The organism is Microbacterium sp. LB12, from assembly GCF_037150835.1.
GTDB lineage: Bacteria > Actinomycetota > Actinomycetes > Actinomycetales > Microbacteriaceae > Microbacterium.
Window position 1 is genome coordinate 1 of the sequence record NZ_JBBCPF010000005.1, and the last position, 19,689, is coordinate 19,689.

The following is a 19,689-nucleotide window of genomic DNA, read 5'->3' on the forward strand; positions in this document are numbered from 1 at the left end:
CTTTCACTTACGAGGTGTCCTTCCGGACTGGTAAACGTTGCTCTAGACAATCAACATTTTCCCAGACCAGAAGGACATTTCACTTCACGGCACGCCCACGAACCGCACCCGACATGGTGGATCGGGGCTCAGACCGGACTGGTCGAGATCGCCCGTAACACGTTCGGCGCGCGTTCGGGAAGCAAGGCCAATACCGTCCTCGAGGAATTCGCTGCCAACAACAACCTCCTGACGACGCTTGTGAGCAACGTGAACGCGTCTGCGAATGCGAAGTTGAACACGTGGTGGCCGACGGCGCGCAGCAGTGCGAACGTGCAGGATGCGCCGATCACCGTAGACGAGTGCACGGTGCCGCTTGAGGTGGCCCCGCCTGCCGATGCCGCGAACACGACCGAGTACACCGCAGGACGCTACCCTGCCGTACCTGTCGCGCTCGACGTCTACTGGACCCAGGCGGACGATGCGGAGGTCTACATCGGCCGTTACGACGTCGAAGCGAACGAGCGCCAGACGCTCCAGGTCACCCTGCCCATGCCGGGCGATGAGCGGCTCGCGACCAACAATGGGGTCGGCCCTGTCAACCCCAGCACGGGAATGGTGAGCGGAGCCCTGCGCGTGCAGACGATCGAACCCTCCGCAGGAACTGCATCGGCGTCGTCGCAATACTCGCGTGTCGCGCTCATCGACGGCAGTTGCCGTCCGGAGATCACGATCACTCAAGCAGACGCTCAGAACGAGGAGACATACGCTCGCGACCTGCACTTCACCCTCACGTCGTCGATGCAGCTCGATGTATCGACCGTGTCCGTGGAAGACTTCGTCGTCACGGCGACCGCCGCTACGTCTGAGGGACTCAACGGTGTCACCGCAGGCATCAGCACCATCAAGGCCGCGAAGCTCAACCCCCGTGTCGTCTCTGTCACGGAGATCGCCGGCAGCTCGGGCAAGCAGTTCGATGTGGTGGTGCGCGTCGATGACACCGCGAAGGTGACCGTGTCGATCGGTGCGAACACCGTCGCCATCCCCACCGGGCTGACGAATCTGAACGCAGCGACCACAGGCAACAAGCGCGACACCGACAACGTCGTGACGTTCGTGAACCCCATCACCGCTCAGCCGAACAAGTTCACGGTCGTGACGGGCGACGAGCGAGGAAAGACCTTCACCTACATGCTCGCGGCCGGTGCGCCCGCACCGACCGAGCAGCTGAAGTTCACGACGAGCATCAGCCAGCCCGATGGGACCCCCAAGGTTTCTCTGAGCACGTCGTCGCCGGTGATCAAGGGCGGTGCATCGCAGACGTCCGCGATCGTCGTGACGGCCGACGCCGGAGACGTGGCGGCCGGCACGAAGACGACGATCACGGCGACCGTCGCGACCGGTGACACCAACTACGATGGTCTGCTCGTGCCGGAGGTGACCCCGTACCTGTACGCCACCGACCCGGTCATCAACATCGCCAAGCGTGCGTATATCAACGTCGGCGATTCGTCCTCCGCGGACCGGATCGAGGCGACGGGTACGCCTGCCCCACGCGACAGCCGGCTCACTGACCGCCAGGCCGTGTGCTTCGTCTACACCGTCAGCAACACCTCGAAAGACGACTGGGCCACGGTTCTCCGCGATGTCCAGGTCAACGATTCGGACGAGCGTCTCGGCGACGGCGGCCTCATCGGCACCATCCCGACGCTGGCGAGCGGCGCTTCCGTGAAGCTGTTCTCCTGCGGCACCCTGGTGCCCCAGGACACCACGACGGACGGTCCTATCTCAGCGTCGGGTGAGGGCAAGTGACGACGCGTGAACGGCGCCGGCGCAGTCGTCGGCGACCGAGTCTCGCGGTCGCGGCCCCGCTGCTGGTCGGGCTTCTCATCGCGGGCGCATCAGCCGGGGGTACGTACGCCCTCTGGTCGGCCAGTACGTCGGCCAGCCTCGGTGACATCACCAGCGGCAACCTCAGGCTCGTCTCGAAGGATGCCACCTGGAGTCAGATCACGCCGGGAACCAGCAACGCGCAGGAACTACCGCTCGGGACGCCCGCGGACTTCCGCGTGATGCCCGGAGACGTCATCACGATCACCCAGAACGTGGAGTCGTACCTCCAGGGAGACAACCTTAACGCGGGGTTCGCGGTCGACTACGCAAGCGGGGGCGACGCCGCTCAGGCTGTCGCGGACGGACTTATTGCGCTGTCGTTCCACATCGAGGACGCAGACGGCGCTCAGGTCACGCCCGAAAGCGGAGACGCGCCGTTCGGTACGACTCTCGCGGTCGACGGCCTGACCGGCACCGATGAAGGGATCCTTGAAGACTGGAAGGTCGTCATCTCGGTCGAGGTCCTCGGTGACTACGACTGGCTCAACGGCGAATCCGCCGAGGACGCGCCTGCCCAGTGGGCGGCCGGGAACATCGTCGTCACTCTCGAGCAGCTCCGCGCAGGGGCCGGCTATGTCAAGGGAGGGACCCCATGAGCCGCAAGAGTGAACGCCTGGCGACAAGGTCGCGCACTCGCATCCGCACCTATGCGCGAGCCGCCGTCGGTGGACTGATCGCGGGAGCACTTGCGGCCGGCACGGTTCCCGCCGCCTACGCGCTGTGGGCGATGGACGATTCCGTCTCCATCGCCGCCTTCAACTACGGCCGTGTCGACTTCGCTGCTGCTCCGGCCGATGGTTCGACAGCTCCTGTCCACAGCACGGATGGCGCTGCGGTCGAGCTCGTCCTGCCGGGCTCGAAGCTGGCCGAGGTGCTCGGGCAGACCGGGCCGGATGCGGCACCGATCATCTGGAGGTTCGACGCCAGCGGTTGGGCTGACGGCATCGCAGGCGTCGTGTATGACGTGGCCGTCGCGACGCAGGTCGCGCGGGACGGGTCGGTTTACGACCTGAGTGCCGGTGTCGGTGAGGAAGGGACGCTTCTTCGCTACTCGACTTTCAAGGTGTATCCCGCTGATGCCGGAGGCGGTTGTACGGATGTGCCTGCGACTCCGGAGACGCCCGAAGGGGAGACGCCGAAGAACGTCATGGTGTTCGATGGCCAGGAGCACGAGCTTCAGGCGCCCGGTGCCAAGAGCGACGGCGGATCGAATCAGATCTGGTGTGTAGCGATGGACTTCATCAACGCGCCGGACGGCGACTACGTCAATGATGCCTTTGCGCAGGGCACCGCGGAGGACGGAGCGCGCTACGGAGCTCTGGACACGTGGAACTCGGCCGTGGGCTTCCCGCCCTCGTTGCCGCTGCTGGGCACCTACATCAACGAAGCGGAAGCCACCGGTGTCGCGGAGGACCAGACGCGTCCGCGTGACGTAGATGTCTGGAGCGCCGACATCTACCCGGACCCGAGCAACGAGCCGGACATCACGATCGTCCTGAACCCTGCAGTGACGAACCTCAACCCGGCAGTGAAGCAGCCCAGCGATCACTTCGCCATCACGACTTCGAACAAGTAACAGCGTTCGATACAAGACCCGACGGCCACCCGGCCTCGGTCTAACCAGTCCCGCATGGGGACTAGAACAGAAAGAGACACATGGACAACCACGCATCAACGATCGTTGTCACCGAGGAGCGCAAGCGTCGCCGCGGACTGATCTGGGTCGGCCTCGGAGCCGTCGCTCTTCTTTCGGGAGGGTCGACGTTCGCGCTCTGGAGCGCAAACGACGCATTCGCCGGTGGCGACATCACCGCGGGTGACCTCAACCTCGTGCAGACGGTCGACACCTCCTTCTATGACGTGTCGGCAGACCGTGTGGACGCGACCGAGACGATCGCCGGCACCGACGGCTCGCAGCTCGGACACCTGATCGACGACACCACCTGGCGTGCCGTCCCGGGCGACAAGGTCGCCGCCGCGTTCTCCGCCGATGTGACCCTCGAAGGCGACAACCTCGTCGGCAAGCTCTCGGTCGCCGGCCTGGACGACATGATCGACGGCAACAAGTCGATGACATGGTCGTACGAGGTGTACAACAAGGGTGAGCTGCTCGTCTCCGAGACCGCGGTCCCCGCGGACAGCAGCCTGTTCTACCTGTCTGCTCCGGCCACCGGTCAGGCAGACGGCGTCGACGACGGCGTCCCCATGGTCCCCACCGCGGGCGACATCGCGGGTTCGACCGTCTTCCAGATGACCGACTCGTCTGAAGACGTCACCGTGGTCCTCTACGGCACGTTCGACAGCACCGCCGGTGACGCCGGCAAGGCCACGGTCGCCGCAGACGGCACCTACGCCGATCAGACCGAAGCCGCCACGGGTACCCGCCAGGATGCCCTGACCGTCGACACCCTTGCCGGGCTGAAGCTGCAGCTCGACCAGGTTCGCGACACGGGTTCGCAGTTCAAGTAAGAACGCCCGAACAGTGGGGCACCCGCATCAGCGGGTGCCCCACGCCAAGGAGAAGAACGTGCCTCGCAACCGAATCAGATCCATCCAGACCCGGCTTGGTGGCGGAGTCCGTCTGGCGCGGGTGCCCGGCTCAATCTGGCAGTCACTCGGTGCCTTCCTCGGAGCGATCGCCGTCGGCATCATCATCGTCGTCGTCGCGGTCCTGTTCCTCATCCCGCGCATCCTCGGGGGAGACAGCCTCACCGTGCTCACCGGTTCGATGGAGCCGAACTTGAAGCCTGGCGACGTCGTCGCAGTGCGGGGGATCGCCGAGGAGGATGTCTGCGCGGACATCTCGATCGGCGACATCGTGACCTATTTCCCGACACCGAACGATCCGGCAGTCATCACGCACCGCGTCATCGCCAAGACTGTCGGCAACTATGACGACGGCACATCCTGTCGCCTCATCCTGCAGGGCGATGCGAACTCCGCACAAGACGACCCGGTCTCGCCCAAGCAGGTGCGCGGTGTGTTCATGTACGGTATCCCCTCTGTGGGATGGGCCCGCAGCTGGGTCGAGGACAACAAGATCCTCGTGTTCGTGATCTTCGGTCTCCTGGCCGTCGGGATCTACACGCTCGATCGGGCACGCCCGCGAACCCGTATTCGCACCATCGCAGGGGTACCGACCCCACCCGAAACCGTCTCGTCTCCCACAGGGGACAACGACGCGTCCAGCGGTGATGCGTCGCTCCGACTGCGAGAGCTGGATCTGCGGGAGCGAGAGCTTGCTCTTCGCGAACGTGAGGTCGCGCTTCTCGAACAACAATCTTTCGCCACCGCAACAATCACACCGTCTCCGTGAGAGGAACACCTATGAGCGCCTTTGTCGACGTCTCCGGCGACAGCTATTTTCTGAAGCAGCCATCGCGGTTGGCGCGCGGTGCACGAATCCTGGGTGCCATCGCACTCATGCTCGGCATCCTCATCTCTCTTGTGTTTTACATGGCACCGGCGAGCGCCACCGTCTTCGGCACGCGCGGTTCGGTGGAGGACGCTCGGAGCAAGGCCAACGGGGCCGACCTGTACGCCTCGGACAACGCGGGTGTCGCTTCGGTCACCGCCACCGACGCCGAGCTGATCTCCGGTCAGTGGGACGGCCGCACCGTGCATCTCGATTGGCGGGGCTCCGAGTACGCGACGGCCGAGGCGAGCTTCGTGGGCCAACGTCTGGTCTCTCCTGGCGATCACGTCTCCCGAACCCTCAGGGTCCGGAACGACGGCCCCTCTGACGGCGTCATGACTGTCGGGCTCGTGCTGGCGGAGACCGTGCCCATGCTGACCGCCAACCCGCAGCTCGGCGACCATGTCACGCTGTTCTGGGACATCGCCGGCGTGACCGGATCCGCGCCCTTCTCCGGTCTTCTCGCTCTCGACGACGGGCGTCCCGAACTCGTGGAGGTTCAGGTTCCGCGTGGCGGCGACGTGCCCGTCACCGTCGGATTCGACGTGCCGGCATCCCTGACCACGGAGATGCGAGCGAACACGGCATCGACCGACCTCCGGTTCGACATCCAGGTCCACCTCGAAGGCGACACGAGTGCGACACCTCCGAAACTCGCACAGACCGGCGCCGACGCGGCACGCACTCTGGCGCTCATCGCTGTCGCGCTCGGACTTGCTGCCGCAGGACTGCTCCTGTTCGCAGCCCGCCGGCGTCGTTGCGATCGGTGCGACGACGCGATCGGACGAGGCGCACCGTGGGTGGCTCGACGCCAGGCATCCGGCGAGCGGGAGACGCTCTGCGTCGCTTGTGCGCCGGAGCCGCTTGGCGCGGCCCTGATGCTCCCGGTCTAGGACGAGAAGGTCCCGGGGTTGAGGTTGGGGTGTATCTCGCCACGAGGTCGAAGGCGTCACACACTGCGTCGGGCGAGGTTTCGATTGCTTCGTAGTGGTGAGTGAATCCTCGAGCATCTCGGACGACGATCGAGGCAAGTACGCTTTCGTCGTCGCGTCCTGTCGTCGCGACAATCGTTGCTGCCACCTGGGGGAGTCCTTCGGTCGATGTGCTACCCCGGCCTGTGCGACCGCGATCGTGGTACATCGCAAACAGTGCCAGTACGGTGCTCGAGGGGGGCGCTATGCATCGTGCGTGCACGCGGGAAGCAAGGGCAACTTCTGCGTAGCGATCAAAGCCATTCGCCAGTCGATAGCGATCGAGTCCAACTGGTGGTCGGAGATTGCGGAGTGAACGCCGCCGGATCCCCGTTCCGGGGCAACGTAGCGGTCAAGAATCGCAACGGCGACACCCCCGTGAACGGGGAAGATCACGGGAGTGTCGATCCCGTCATGTAGGGATCAATGGGAGGTGTGGTAGCTGACTCCCCAGCCCGCTACCACGTGTGCGTTTTCGAGGAGGAAATCCGCACAGGTACAAGCCTCCCCCCCCTGTGCATTGACCCCAGCGGTAGCAGTCTAAAAAGCGGTGGCCCGGGACCGGTCTTGCGTGCAACCAGGGCAGGAGTAAGTGTCAAGCCTTATAGGGCCAACGCATCCGAGCGCGGGAGAGGATTATCTCGGCAGCCGCGGAGGATCGCCCTCCTGGCGGGTCCGTCTGGGGCTCTAAATTTCGGGGCAGAACGAGCTCCACGAACAACTCACCAAACCACTTCGTTCGTTTCCGCCGATCGAGCGATCGCCGAGTACTCAGGCGGCGGGCGGCCCGACGACGAGATCGGTGTCGGCCTTGGTGAAGGCCATGATGATCGCGTCGCCCGTGAACAGGTAGGTCTGGCTGTAGCCGCCGGCGTCGGTGTATCCGGACGAGTTCAGGAATGTCAGGTAGGTGCCGCGCGGGCCATCCTCGGTGAACCAGGCGCCGCCGGGGCCGGCGTACTCGGCGACCAGGGCATCCCACTGCGCTCGTGTGGTGGGTGCCCAGGCGAACGCGCGTCGGTAGCTCGGCTGATCCCAGCAGGTGACGCCGCCGTCGAACAGCGAGTTGGCGGTCGCATCCCCGCCCGGCGGGATCTCTCGCACGGCGATGGCATCCGCGAACGTGTCGACCATGATGTTGTCGCACGTCGCCGGGACGCGGTCACCGGCAGGGACTATGGGTGCCGGGGCAACCGGTGGCGTCGCTGACTCGGTCGGGGAGGGCGAGGGGGCGGCGAGCTGAACGGCGTCGGGAGGGGTCTGCCCCGCGGTGCACCCGGACAGAGCGACCGTGACGGCGCCGATGATGATGGTGCGCATCAGGTGTCCGGTCTTCACATGTCCCCCTCGGCATGGTGTCGGCTCCGCCCGCACGCGCCCAGTCTAGGGTGGGAGCCATGTCCCACACGCACCGTGCCCCCATCGACCTCGACGGACCGCGATGAGCGCGCCGGCGGGCTGGTACGACGACGGCGCGGGTGTTCCCCGCTGGTGGGACGGATACCGCTGGGTCGAGGCGAGCGCGGCGTACGCCGCCCCGGGTCAGCCGGCTCCTGTGCCGCCGGGCACGAGCGCGAACACGGTCTGGGTGTGGCTCATGGTGCTCCTCCCGCTGGTCACCCTGGTCCCCGTTTTCGGATACCTGGCGCAGCTGCGGCACGATCTGCTGGCGCTGATCGCCCTGGTGCCGTTCGACGGTTCATCGCCCGACATGGGGCGCTTCGTCGCTGCGGAGATGTCCCTGATCTTCTCGCCTTGGTACCTCGTGCTGATGCTGGTCGGATGGGGCGCGTACGCGGCGTGGGTGTGGTTCGCGGCGCTCGATGCCCGGGAACTGGCTGCACGGGGCTTCGTGAAACCGTTCCCGTGGGCGTGGGCGTTCCTCTCCTCGCTCGTCTATGTGATCGGACGCCACGTCGTGGTGCGCCAACGGGGCGGGCGCGGGGCAGGACCGCTCATCACGATGGTCGCGATCCAGGTCGGGGCCTTCATCCTGACGATGATCTGGTGCTTCGTCCTCATCGGCGATCTCTCGACCGCGTTGGTCTCGGCGATCCCGTACCGCTGAATCTGCGTCAGTCGGACGCGGCGATCGGCCCGCTGCCGGTGAGTGCGTATTCCGTGCCGTCGGCGCGACGCTCGACGAGCTGATAGTCCACGAGGTAGCGGCGCAGCACGGCGACGTCTTCGGAATAGGGGAGGAGCCGCGCGTTCACCTCGCGTTCCGCGAGCACCTCATCCGCTTCGAAGACGTTGCGTGCCACCCAGGCGAGGAGCTCACCGCGCTCTTCGAGGTTCGCCGGATACTGGCGGATCCGCTGACCGTCCACGAACCGCTCGACCCCTTCGCGCTTCGGAGCCGCCGCGGATTCGAGGATCGCGCGGAACACGTCGGGTGCGAGCAGTTGTGTGCTCTCGTCGACGAGACCGCTGCGCACGAGGGCATCGGTCACGCGGCGACGCCTCGACGGGGACAGGTTCGCGGTGGCGGCGTCGAGCGTGCTGCCGAGCATCACCTCGGCGGCGACGCGCCTCGTCTCGGGGTTCGCGAGGATGGCGATCAACGGCCGCCAACGATCAGACGATGCCATGTCAGCTCACTCCTGCTCTCGGTTCCGGGTCGACGGGCCTGCGTGCGCGTCGACATCCCCTGAGCCCTCGACGATACCCTGCAAGGAGCGGACCCCTCCCGGCAGCCGTGACACCGAGGCCCTTCATCCGGCACACTGAGTGTCATGGGATCAGCGTTGACCACCATCGGACTGCCCGTCGCACTGGGCATCATCATGCTGGGCCTCGGGCTCAGCCTCACACTCGGCGACTTCGCGAGAGTGCTGAAGCAGCCCAAGGCGGTGATCATCGCCCTGCTGTGCCAGCTCATCGTGCTGCCGGCGATCTGCTTCGGCCTGGTGCTCGCCTTCCAACTCCCGCCGATCCTCGCGGTCGGCATGATGATGCTCGCGGCGTCTCCCGGCGGCACCACCGCCAACCTCTACAGCCACCTGTTCCGCGGTGACATCGCTCTCAACATCTCCCTCACCGCGGTCAACTCGGTGATCGCCGTGATCACTCTTCCCGTGATCACCAACCTGGCGATCGCGTACTTCGAACCGTTCGACGACCGCCTGGGGCTGCAGTGGTCGAAGGCACTCGAGGTGTTCGCGATCGTGCTGCTGCCGGTCGCCCTCGGAATGATCGTGCGTCGATACTGGCCGACGTTCGCCGCAGGCATGGACAAGCCCGTGCGGATCGCGTCCGTGGTGATCCTCATCGTCGTGATCGCCGGAGCCGTCGCCGCGAACTGGACGCTCCTCGTCGAGAACTTCACGCAGCTCGCACTGATCACCGTGCTGTTCTGCCTGATCAGCCTCGCTATCGGCTTCGTCGTGCCGCGGCTGCTGCGTGTGGGCAGGAGGCAGGCGATCGCCACCTCGTTCGAGATCGGCATCCACAACGCCACGCTCGCGATCGTGATCGCCCAGTCCGTCCTCGGGTCGATCGAGCTGAGCCTCCCCGCGGCCGTCTACGGCGTGCTGATGTTCTTCATCGCGTTCGGCTTCGGCTTCCTGATCCGCGACCGGGCGGTCGTCGGAACGACGGTTCCTGCGTCCGCTACGTCTTACGGTTCCTAGACTGGAACGATGCGACCGCTCACCGAAGCCGACGTCCGCGCATCGTTCGTCAACGCCGACGCTGAAGAGCTGCGGATCATGGAGATGCCGCACGACTTCCTGCTCGTGGACTGGGATTACCTCGACTTCTTCGCGTGGCGGGACCCGAACATGAGCCGCCGCGGGTACGTCTTGATCCCGCACGAGGACCGGGTGGTCGGAATCGTGCTGCGCGCCACGGAGCCGGGCCGCGGACGCTCCGGCATGTGCAACATCTGCCACACCATGCAGCCCGGCAACCAGATCGCCCTGCTCTCGGCACGTCGCGCCGGCGAGGCCGGGCGACGGGGCGACTCGTTCGGCACGTACCTGTGTGCCGACCTCTCCTGCCACGAGAACGTGCGCCTGGCGCACCCGCTCGCGCCGAACGAGGTGAGAGCGCCGGGGCAGGTCGACCTCCGCCTCGACGGCACCCGCCGCCGGATGGAGAGCTTCGTCTCGCAGGTCTGGGAGCAGCCCTGATCGCGGATACCCTGGGTCCACACGTCCTGTGCTCGAAGGAGAAGCCATGAGTGATGCCATCCTGTTCGCCGTCGAAGAAGGGATGGCGCGGCTGACGCTGAACCGTCCTGCTCGCCTGAACGCGTTCAACGCCGACCTGGCTCACGCCTGGAAGGACGCGACGGCCGAGGCGACGTCGAGGCCCGACGTCAAGGCGATCCTCCTCGATGCGGCGGGACCGGCCTTCTGCGCGGGCGGCGACGTGATCGACATGGCGACGACGATGGGGGCATCCGGATCGGAGATCACCGCGCTCGCCGAGGTCATCAACGCCGGTATCCGCTCGCTCACCGAGTCGACGGTTCCCGTGGTCGCCGCCGCTCACGGCACGACGGCAGGCGGTGGCCTCGGCATCCTGCTCTCGAGCGACTATGCCGTCGTCGGGTCCCGTTCGAAGCTCGGCAGCCTTTACGCGAACATCGGCCTCACCCCCGATCTATCCGTGTCGGCGCAGCTCGCGCACGCGGTCGGCCAGCGTCGAGCGCTGCAGCTCGTGTTGCAGGACCGGCTGCTGTCGGCATCCGAGGCGCAGGAGTGGGGCCTCGTCGCGGAGGTCGTCGAGGGGGAGGACGCTGCGACAGAGGCCGCGCTGGTGCGGGCGCGCGGCGAGGAGATCGCTCGGTTCTGGCTCGCCGGCGCCGCAGACGCCTACGGGCAGGCGAAGCGGCTGGTGCGCTCGCAGCCCGAGCGCACGTTCGTCGAGCAGCTGAGCGAGGAGGCGCGCTCGATCGGTGCGGCGCTGGAGACTCCGGATGCCCAGGCCAGGGTCGCCGCCTTCGCCGCCGCTTCTGCGAAGAAGGCGGGCTGACTCCTCCTCCACATCAATGGGGCGGAGAATGGGTTTCGCTCAGGTCCGGGCGGGGACCGAGAAGAGCCCGGACGTCGGCATGCCCGCATGGCAGGATGAAGGCATCGCGCTCGACGAGAGGATCGCCATGTCCCAGCCCGACATCACCACGCATCAGACGCAGGGTGAGAAGAAGAACATGTCGCTGCTCATCAGGGGATCCCTCTGGATCGCCATCGGTGCGCTGATCGCCGCGGCGCTCGTGTGCGTCGTCTGGGTGCTGATCGGGGATCAGGACGGTCTGATCGGTCGGGCCTTCCTCACGATCCTGCTGCTGGCGGGGTTCGCCGGCATCGCGATCCTCGAGGCCGGACTCGCGCCGAATCGCCCGGACTGGCTCCAACTCGCCAGCATGGTGAGCTGGATCATCGCGCTCCTCGTCGGTGCGGTGAAGATCTGGCTCCCGGAAGACGGCTACTACTTCGGTGCCGAGCGCTTCTTCCAGCTCCTCCTCGTCGTCGGCATCCTGCAGCTCGCCCTGGTCCATGTGCGGCTGTTCACGCGTGCCGCGCGGCGCCACGTGACGACGTTCACGAGGGTGATCTACATCGTGACCGTCGTGTTCCTCGGAGCGCTCGTCGGCCTGCTCGTCTTCTTCCTCGCCTTCCCGAACTCGTTCGACTATGGGGAGCTGTACTGGAGGATCGTCGTCGCACTCACGATTCTCCTCGCGGTCGGCACCACCCTGATCCCGTTGCTGAACGCGCTCTTCGCGCCCAAGAAGCCGGCCGCACCGCGGGTGTCGGGTGCACCGTCCTGGCCGACGTACGCGGACGGCATCACCCCGCTGCCGGTTCTCCCGGACGGCTCGCCGGACTGGAATGCCTACTACACCGGATACCCGACGGTGGGTGCGCCGCAGCAGGCGCTCCCTCAGGTTCCCGCTTCCTCCTTCCCGGTCCCGCCGCGACCCGACGCCCCGCAGTTTCCGCAGCCGATGACGCCGCCTGCAGTGGCGGGCACCTACGTGGTTCCGCCGGCGCCCGCCGCACCATCGGCGGCCGGGCCGGAGCAGGACCCCTCCGCGTTCCCGCCGCCCCCGCCGGCGCCGCCCTACCCGGGCCAGGGCCAGTGACGCTCGAGCTCGAACTGTGCGACCTCGCCACGGAGATCGCGCGTGAGGCGGGAGAGCTGGCGCGCAGGCGTCGTCAGGAGGGAGTGCACCTCGCAGCGACGAAGTCGACGCTCGCCGACATCGTGACGGACGCCGACCGCGAGGTCGAGGCGCTCATCCGCGACCGACTGCGCAGTGCACGCAGCGACGACGGTTTCCTCGGTGAGGAGAGTGGAGCCGAAGTCGGCAGCAGTGGCATCACCTGGGTCGTCGATCCGATCGACGGCACCGTCAACTATGCGTATGGCATCCCGTCCTACAACGTGAGCATCGCCGCCGTGCGCGGTGAACCCGACCCCCAGTCGTGGGAGATCCTCGCCGCAGCCGTCGACGCGCCGGCGTTCGGAGAGACCTTCACCGCGGCTCGCGGACATGGTGCGTGGAGTGGAGAGGTGCGTCTCGCCGTCACGTCGGAGACTCCGGCGGGAGCGCTCCTCGCCACCGGGTTCGGATACGACCCCGCGACGCACGACGGAGACCTCGCGGTCGTCGGCCGGGTCATGCCGATGGCGCGTGACCTGCGGCGTATGGGGGCTGCGGCCCTCGACCTCGCCTATGTCGCGGCCGGGCGACTCGACGGGTATTTCGAGCGCGGGCTGCGCCCCTGGGACTTCGCCGCCGGCATGCTCCTCGTCGCTGAAGCCGGTGGCATCGTCTCCCGGATCGACGTGGAATCGTCGCGGCCCATGCTGGTCGCGGGCGGGCCCGAGGTGCACGCGCGACTGCTCGGGATCCTCGACCAGAAACCCTGAACGATTCATGGCATTCCCAGGGGGATCAGGGTACGGTTTATCTCATCGTTACTTCTGCCACCCGAAGGCGGATGAAGAGTTTGCGCCCCCCGAGCTTGACGCACGACCGAGAGAATAGTTTCTTGCCCTTCGAGAATCCCCAGGCTGCCTCTGCGCCCACGCGCCGGTCCAGCCGACACCGCAACGCGGCCTCCGAGGCCCCCGCGGCAGGGGCGACGGCACCTCTCACCCAGGGCGAGACTGCTCTCGTGATCGCCGCGGCAGCGCCGCTCTCCCGCCGGGCTGCTCGCGAACGACGCGCCGCCGAAGTGATCATCGAGTCGCCGGACGAGCCGTTCATCGCGGCGACGCCCGAGCCGATCATCGCCGACGTTCCGGCCGTCCCGGATTCCGCGGCGTCAGACGCGACAGCCGCCACGGGAGCCGAAGACCTCGTCGAGGTCGACGCGCCGTTCGTCGACGCGGCAGACGCGGCGACCACAGCGCCCGTCGCCTCGGCGCAGACCTCTCCTCGGGGAATCCGGGTGGAAGACGAGGCCGACGCCTTCGAGCGCGCCTCCCGCGCGTTCCGCACCACCGGAATCGTTCCGACAGTCTCGGCGGACCAGCACGCGCCTGAGGCTGAGCCGCAGGACGAGACCGTCGCGCCGGCACACGTCGCCCCGCGCCGCCCGCGCAGTCTCCGCAAGGCCGTGACCCTCGGGGCGACGGTGGGCGTGATGGGACTCGCCGGGCTGCTCGCCGTGGGGATGACGCTTCCTGCTGAGGCCGTCGCCGCGGTGCAGGGCACCAGAGCAGCAGCCACCTCCCTCGTCTCGGCTACTGCCGCCGAGAAGAACGGGACGGCAGCGGACGAGATCCAGGCCTTCGTCGCTCCCTCCGATGTCGAGAACGAATCGCTCGACCGGGCTGACAGCTTCAGCACCATCTCGTTGGTCCAGGTCGCCGAAGAGCAGGGCATCAACTACTCCGGCGAGGTCTTCACCAACGACCCCGACGCTGCGATCCAGTGGCCGTTCCAGGTCGGCGTCGGCATGAGCTACGGCTACGGCATGCGCAGCGGACGCCTGCACGAGGGCATCGACTTCGTCCCCGGCGACGGCGCTCCGGTCCAGGCCATCGCCGACGGCACCGTGCGCACCGCGACCGAACAGGGCGGCGCCTACGGTGTGACCGTCTACATCGAGCACGTGATCGACGGTCAGCTCATCACCAGCCACTACGCGCACATGCAGTATGGGTCGCTGCGGGTCAAGACCGGCGACAAGGTCACGGTCGGCACCGTCATCGGCAAGACCGGCAACACCGGCCGTTCTTACGGCGCGCACATGCACTTCGAGATCATCATCAACGGTGCGACGATCGACCCGCTTCCCTGGCTCCGCGAGAATGCCGGTCGCATGTCGTATTGATGGCGCGGATTTCATGAGGACGCCACAGTGATGGTATTCTCGTACGGTTGCCCCGCGAGGGGCAGCACGCCCCGATAGCTCAGTGGCAGAGCACTTCCATGGTAAGGAAGGGGTCGTCAGTTCAATCCTGACTCGGGGCTCGCAGCATTCTTCTCACGCGGACGGATGCCTCGCGGCAGGGTAGCTCAGCTGGTTAGAGCGCACGACTCATAATCGTGAGGTCGCGGGTTCAAGCCCCGCTCCTGCTACAGATCTAAACCCCCGGTTCACCGGGGGTTTTGTCGTATCCGGGTCCGGAAGTCCGCGCCGCCACGTACGACGACCTCCCGCATACGTCATTTCGAAGCCCTGGAGTACGTCAGCAACTGTCCCGGCCGCTGCACCGGCAGCCCGACCACCAAGATCGAAGTGTTCGGCGGTCCACCCCGCGACTGACGTGACGCCGATCCGAGCGGGCTCGAAACCACTATCGGGCCCGCTTCGGCGAGGCATCCCACCCCTCGCGTGCTCGACCTCGTACCTCGGACGAGACCCCATGCCCCTCACGCCGCCCGAACGGCGTGAGGGGCATTCCCCTGCCCACACACCCGTGGGAGTGGCAGGTGTTCGACGAAGAGGAGGAACGATGAGTCAGGTCGGACATCCGTCGCGCGGACGCAAGCCTCTATCCGGGATGCGCCCGGAGGTCTATCCTCGGGTCGTGATGAGCGGGCGAGAGCATCGCGGGGGCCGACGTGACGCGTACGGGCGCGTTTCGAACTGGACCGTGCGGTCGGCGCTCGCTGCGACACTCGGACTGATCCTCGCGCTCTCCGGCACCGCGGCCCAGGCATTCACGGTCACCCCGGAGCAGGGTCCGACCGCCGGCGGCACCAGCACCACCCTCGACGCGGGCGGACTCCTGTTCCCGGCCATCTCCGCCGGAAGTCAGCACAATCTCTACCTGGACGGCTCAGGTCACGTCTGGGCCGCGGGGCGCAACCTCTCCGGCGAACTGGGGAACGGCAGCACGACGACGTCGCGCACGCTGGTCCCGGCGACGATCCCATCGGACGTCAGGATCACCGCCGTCGCCGCGATGCGTTCATCGCCGGGGTCGTCGTTCGCGCTGGATGCGGACGGGCGTGTGTGGGCGTGGGGGAGCAACAACGCCGGTCAGCTCGGAGTGGCCGCGGGTGCCGATCGCCTCGCCCCGGCCATGGTCGCGGGCATTCCGGCGCTCACGAGCATCAGCGCCGGTGCCGGGTCCGTCCTCGGCCTCGCCGCCGACGGCACGGTCTGGAGCTGGGGCAGCAACGCCACGGGGCAGAACGGGCATGCCGGGACGACACCTGCCGCTGTGGTCGGTCTGCCTGCCGGCATCACGGCGATCTCATCCGGCGGTGGATTCTCCCTCGCGCTCGCGGCTGACGGAATCGTGTGGGCCTGGGGCAACAACACGAGCGCCGAACTCGGCCGCGGGAATTCGGGCGGCTTCTCCCAGACACCCCAGGCGGTGACGGGACTGCCGACGATCGCGTCCATCTCCGCCGGTGGATCGTTCTCGCTCGTGCAGGCGACGGACGGCAGGATCTTCGGCTGGGGCGGCAACACACTCGGGCAGCTGGCGAACGGCACGACCGCCAGCCCGGTCACGACGGCGCAGCAGCTCGCGAATGTCCCCACCGGTTCCGCCGTGGTCGCGGGCGGGATCTCCGGATACGCGATCCTCCCCGACGGCACGACCCGAGCGTGGGGCGGCGACCTCAGCGGGCAGCTCGGCAACAACTCCACGACCACGGCGACCACGCCGATCACACCCCAGCTCCCCGCGGGCGTGACCGTGCGAGCCGTCTACGGGGGAGCGAACTCGACGCTCTGGGTGCTGAGCGACGGGCGCTACGCCTATGCGGGTGACAACAACCTCGGCCAATTCGGCATCGGGGCCAGCGCCAGCTACATCTTCGTGCCGGTCCTCGCGGCCACCGCCGTCACGGGCGTCACCTTCGGCGGCACCCCGGCAACGGCGATCGCCCGGTCGGGCATCGACATCACCGCGACGACGCCGGCGCATCCCTCCGGCCTCGTCGACGTCGCCGTCACCTGGGCCTACGCCGGAACCGCGATCCCGGTCGTTCAGCCCACAGCATTCACGTTCGGTGCACCGCCGACGATCTCCGGGACGGCGGGGAACCACGACGCAGGAGAGAACGTCGCCTATACGTATGCAGTCACCGGTGACGAGCTCCCGTCGGTCACGGTGACCGCAGGATCCCTCCCGCCCGGGCTGACGCTGTCGGCAGGCGGCATGCTCACGGGCGAGCCGACTGCGGCCGGAACCTACGCCTTCACCCTCAACGCCACCAATGGGCTGGGCTCGGTCACCCTCGATGACATCATCACGGTCACGGCGCTGACGATCGTGACCGATCCCGCCGACCAGGTCGTGTTCGAGGGGCAGACGGCATCCTTCAGCGCCGCGGCGGAGTCACTGCTCGAGACGGACGTCCGATGGCAGCGCCTCGGCGACGACGGCGTGACCTGGAACGACATCCCCGGAGCCGATGAGCCGACCTACACGATGCCCGTGACGACGCTCGATGACGACGGTGCGCAGTTCCGAGCCGTGTTCACCAATACGGCAGGTTCGGCGGCGACGGCTGCGGCGGCGCTCACGGTCGTCCCCGCGCTCACGGTGCTCACGAACCCGGTCGATCAGACCGTGAATGCCGGGGATCCGGCGACGTTCACGGTAGCGGCGGAGTCTCCGCTCACCCCGCTCACGGTCCAGTGGCAGTCCAGCAGGGACGGCGGCGCGACCTGGACCGATATCCCCTTTGCGACGTCCCCCACGTATGTCGTCACCGCAGCGCGGACCGTGGACGACGGCACCCGGTTCCGTGCGGTGTTCACGGTGCCGGGGGCGACCCGCGCCACCGAGGCCGCACTCCTCACCGTCATCACCGTCGTGCCACCGACTCCGCCGCCGGCACCGGACGGCGCGGGAGGGCTCGCACAGACCGGGGGCGGGTCGGGGGCGCTGGCGCTCGCCGGGCTGGGGCTCCTGATCGCCGGCGCACTGGTCGTCGTTCGACGCCACCGTCGCTCCACGGGACGCCCCTGATCACGATCAGTGCGCAGCGCCGGGCTTCCGGTGCTGCCGTGGATTCTCCGGCCCCGGTCAGCGCCGCGAGCGCCGGCGGGCGATGAGAAGCGCGACGCCGGCGAGCAGCAGCACCACCCCGCCGGCGACGACGAACGGGACGGCGCTGGCGCCGCCGCCCGTCTGCGGGAGCACGGCGGCACCCGTGGCGGCGGGCCTCGGCGTGACCTGGATGACGATGCTCGTCGTCGCTGCGCCCAATGTGGCGGTGATCGTGTGAGGGCTGGCAGTCGGGAAGGTCACCGAGTGGCCGTCGACGACGTCGGTGCGGACGTCGGAGGTCAAGACCGCCGCACTCGTGTCGACCGTGTTCCCCGCCGCATCGGTCCCGGTGAGTGTGAAGCGCAGCGTGCCGCCCTGGTCGACCGTCGTCGACGGCGGTGTCAGCGTGAGAGCGGCCGGTGCTCCCGCCTGCACGGTGACCACGAGACTCGTCGAGAGGGTGACGCCTTCGACGACGGCCGTGGCGGTGATCGTGCACGCCCCGGCCATGACGAAGACCCGGTCGCTCGGAACCGTGCAGTCTGTCGAGCTGAAGTTCACCGCGGGCTGCGGATCGAGCGCGATGCCGTCCACGCCCGAGACGAGCACGGGGTAGGTATACGGGACGCCCGAGGTCGCGGTCAGGTCTGCGGGCGATGTAGACGCGGTGATCGTCGCCGGCGCCACCGCGTAGAGCGCGGTGGTGCCGGATCCCGATGTCGACGATGTCCCCGTGAACCAGGTTCCCGACCCATCCGCGGCCGTGTTCCAACGAGTGCCCGCGGGTGCGCCCGGGAGCGTCCGGGAGCCGGCATCGAGTGTGGGGGCGAACACGCGCACGGCGGGCGCGCCGGAGTCGAAGGTGAGGAGACGGTTGTTGCCCCGGACGAAAGCGGCTGGGGGAGCGAGCGCGATCACGCCCTGATTGTCGATCTGTCCGGTGCCGGTGATCGACGCGCCGGTCGCCGGGGCCGCGGCACTGCCGAGGAGGGCGCCGCCCGCGGCGATCGAGACCTCGCTCACGGAGACGGGATCGTCCCCCACCACCAGTGCTCCCGAGGGCAGTCGCAGAGTGCCCTGGACCTGGAGTGCTCCGAAGTCGCCGTAGTGGGTGTCGCCGAAGTGCGACCATCCGCCGCCGAACGCCGAACGAGGCGATTCGAGCACGGCCTCTCCACCGGGGCCGATCACGAGCGATCCGCCCGCACCTCCGCGATCGGAGGCATTCAGGCCGGAGACCCCGCCCCCGACGGCCGTGGAGTTGCTCCCCGATGCGACCGCGGTGAGTGTGCCGCCGGTGACGGTGACGGCCGCTCCCGCGCCGCCGTTCCCCGACGCGCCCGCACCGCCGCCGCCGATCGCGACTCCGTAGATGGATGCGTTCTCGGCATAGAGGGAGCCGCTGGAGACGGAGACGATGCCACCGCTTCCTTCCAGATACCCGCCGCCGATCGCGGTGCCGTAGGCGTTCGGGAAGGCGATCGCCCGGACGCTGCCGCCTGCGACATTGAGCGTGCCGCCAGAATCGCCGGTGTCGCCGCCGATCGCGGACGCGTTGACCCCGCCGTAGGCCACGACCGATGCTCCGGTGACGGTGAGGGTGCTGCCGGTGGTGCGGATCCCGGCCTCGAAGTTGGTGCCCGAGGAGTCGGCGGTGAGCGTGCCGCCGCTGCCGTCGGTCGGCCCGGCGACGGTGAACGTCACCCCGGATGCGAGGTCGACCCGGCGCGAGGTCAGGTCGAAGGTCGAGAGGACCAGAGTCGTGTCGCACCCCACCTGCAGCGAGGCGGTGCCATCGACGATGTCGGCCCCGAGGGTGATCGTGTTCGGGGCGGTGCTGCAGTCGAGCAGCGCTGCCTGCAGCCCGGACATCGAGGTGACCGTGTTGGTCGCGGCGACGGCTGGAGCCACAGGGGCGATCGCGATCGCTCCTGCCACGAGTGCCGATGCGGCGATACGGAGGGACATGTCTGCGCGATTCGCCACGGGATCAAACTAGGGCACGCGGGC

Annotated in this window: 17 protein-coding genes and 2 tRNA genes; 16 read left to right on the forward strand and 3 right to left on the reverse strand. The window is 67.7% G+C overall.

Features of this window, described 5'->3' with window-relative positions; all coding sequences use genetic code 11:
- The 6 genes from WFM69_RS10160 to WFM69_RS10185 form a co-directional block, all read left to right on the forward strand.
- On the forward strand, positions 1 to 1,791 hold a 1,791-nt coding region (locus tag WFM69_RS10160), incomplete at its 5' end, for a hypothetical protein (protein ID WP_337004241.1).
- Positions 1,788 to 2,468: an alternate-type signal peptide domain-containing protein gene (locus tag WFM69_RS10165; protein WP_337004243.1), complete on the forward strand. Its 681-nt coding sequence runs from the start codon at positions 1,788 to 1,790 to the stop codon at positions 2,466 to 2,468. The genes WFM69_RS10160 and WFM69_RS10165, both read left to right, overlap by 4 nt.
- On the forward strand, positions 2,465 to 3,448 hold the full coding sequence (locus WFM69_RS10170; protein WP_337004245.1) for a hypothetical protein: 984 nt from the start codon (positions 2,465 to 2,467) through the stop codon (positions 3,446 to 3,448). The genes WFM69_RS10165 and WFM69_RS10170 overlap by 4 nt, the downstream gene beginning before the upstream one ends.
- An 80-nt stretch (positions 3,449 to 3,528) precedes the next feature.
- Positions 3,529 to 4,341, forward strand: coding sequence for a hypothetical protein (locus WFM69_RS10175; RefSeq protein ID WP_337004247.1), 813 nt, complete (start codon positions 3,529 to 3,531; stop codon positions 4,339 to 4,341).
- 58 nt (positions 4,342 to 4,399) lie between these two features.
- Entirely contained in the window at positions 4,400 to 5,188 is a 789-nt protein-coding gene (locus tag WFM69_RS10180) for a signal peptidase I (RefSeq protein ID WP_337004249.1), read from the forward strand.
- 11 nt (positions 5,189 to 5,199) lie between these two features.
- Entirely contained in the window at positions 5,200 to 6,180 is a 981-nt protein-coding gene (locus WFM69_RS10185; RefSeq protein WP_337004251.1) for an LPXTG cell wall anchor domain-containing protein, read from the forward strand.
- Positions 6,181 to 7,029: 849 nt separating this feature from the next.
- Here WFM69_RS10185 and WFM69_RS10190 read toward each other — a convergent pair.
- On the reverse strand, positions 7,030 to 7,596 hold the full coding sequence (locus WFM69_RS10190; protein WP_337004254.1) for a hypothetical protein: 567 nt from the start codon (positions 7,594 to 7,596) through the stop codon (positions 7,030 to 7,032).
- Between the two features lie 103 nt (positions 7,597 to 7,699).
- Here WFM69_RS10190 and WFM69_RS10195 point away from each other — a divergent pair, with 103 nt between their 5' ends.
- Complete coding sequence (locus WFM69_RS10195) at positions 7,700 to 8,326, forward strand: DUF2510 domain-containing protein (protein WP_337004255.1); 627 nt, start codon at positions 7,700 to 7,702, stop codon at positions 8,324 to 8,326.
- A 7-nt stretch (positions 8,327 to 8,333) separates the two neighbouring features.
- Here WFM69_RS10195 and WFM69_RS10200 read toward each other — a convergent pair whose 3' ends face one another.
- Positions 8,334 to 8,849, reverse strand: a complete 516-nt coding sequence (locus WFM69_RS10200; protein ID WP_337004257.1) for a DUF2087 domain-containing protein — start codon at positions 8,847 to 8,849, stop codon at positions 8,334 to 8,336.
- A gap of 156 nt (positions 8,850 to 9,005) precedes the next feature.
- Between WFM69_RS10200 and WFM69_RS10205 the strand changes: the two genes are divergently transcribed.
- From WFM69_RS10205 to WFM69_RS10245, 9 genes are all read left to right on the forward strand, one after another.
- Entirely contained in the window at positions 9,006 to 9,890 is an 885-nt protein-coding gene (locus WFM69_RS10205) for a bile acid:sodium symporter family protein (RefSeq protein ID WP_337004259.1), read from the forward strand.
- Between the two features lie 9 nt (positions 9,891 to 9,899).
- Positions 9,900 to 10,391: an FBP domain-containing protein gene (locus WFM69_RS10210; RefSeq protein WP_337004261.1), complete on the forward strand. Its 492-nt coding sequence runs from the start codon at positions 9,900 to 9,902 to the stop codon at positions 10,389 to 10,391.
- Between the two features lie 46 nt (positions 10,392 to 10,437).
- Positions 10,438 to 11,238 carry an enoyl-CoA hydratase/isomerase family protein gene (locus WFM69_RS10215; RefSeq protein WP_337004263.1) on the forward strand — a complete coding sequence of 267 codons (801 nt, stop codon included), beginning with the start codon at positions 10,438 to 10,440 and terminating at the stop codon, positions 11,236 to 11,238.
- A gap of 28 nt (positions 11,239 to 11,266) precedes the next feature.
- Positions 11,267 to 12,352, forward strand: a complete 1,086-nt coding sequence (locus tag WFM69_RS10220) for a hypothetical protein (protein ID WP_337004265.1) — start codon at positions 11,267 to 11,269, stop codon at positions 12,350 to 12,352.
- A complete protein-coding gene (locus tag WFM69_RS10225; RefSeq protein ID WP_337004267.1) occupies positions 12,349 to 13,143 on the forward strand; it encodes an inositol monophosphatase family protein in 795 nt (264 codons plus the stop codon). The genes WFM69_RS10220 and WFM69_RS10225 overlap by 4 nt, the downstream gene beginning before the upstream one ends.
- Positions 13,144 to 13,265: 122 nt before the next feature.
- Positions 13,266 to 14,555: a M23 family metallopeptidase gene (locus WFM69_RS10230; RefSeq protein ID WP_337004269.1), complete on the forward strand. Its 1,290-nt coding sequence runs from the start codon at positions 13,266 to 13,268 to the stop codon at positions 14,553 to 14,555.
- A 68-nt stretch (positions 14,556 to 14,623) separates the two neighbouring features.
- Positions 14,624 to 14,695 (forward strand) — tRNA-Thr (locus tag WFM69_RS10235).
- A gap of 34 nt (positions 14,696 to 14,729) precedes the next feature.
- Positions 14,730 to 14,803: transfer RNA gene (locus WFM69_RS10240), tRNA-Met, on the forward strand.
- Positions 14,804 to 15,258: 455 nt separating this feature from the next.
- Positions 15,259 to 17,658, forward strand: coding sequence for an LPXTG cell wall anchor domain-containing protein (locus tag WFM69_RS10245; protein ID WP_337004271.1), 2,400 nt, complete (start codon positions 15,259 to 15,261; stop codon positions 17,656 to 17,658).
- 57 nt (positions 17,659 to 17,715) lie between these two features.
- Here WFM69_RS10245 and WFM69_RS10250 read toward each other — a convergent pair whose 3' ends face one another.
- Positions 17,716 to 19,665, reverse strand: coding sequence for an LPXTG cell wall anchor domain-containing protein (locus WFM69_RS10250; RefSeq protein WP_337004273.1), 1,950 nt, complete (start codon positions 19,663 to 19,665; stop codon positions 17,716 to 17,718).
- Positions 19,666 to 19,689 lie beyond the last annotated feature (24 nt).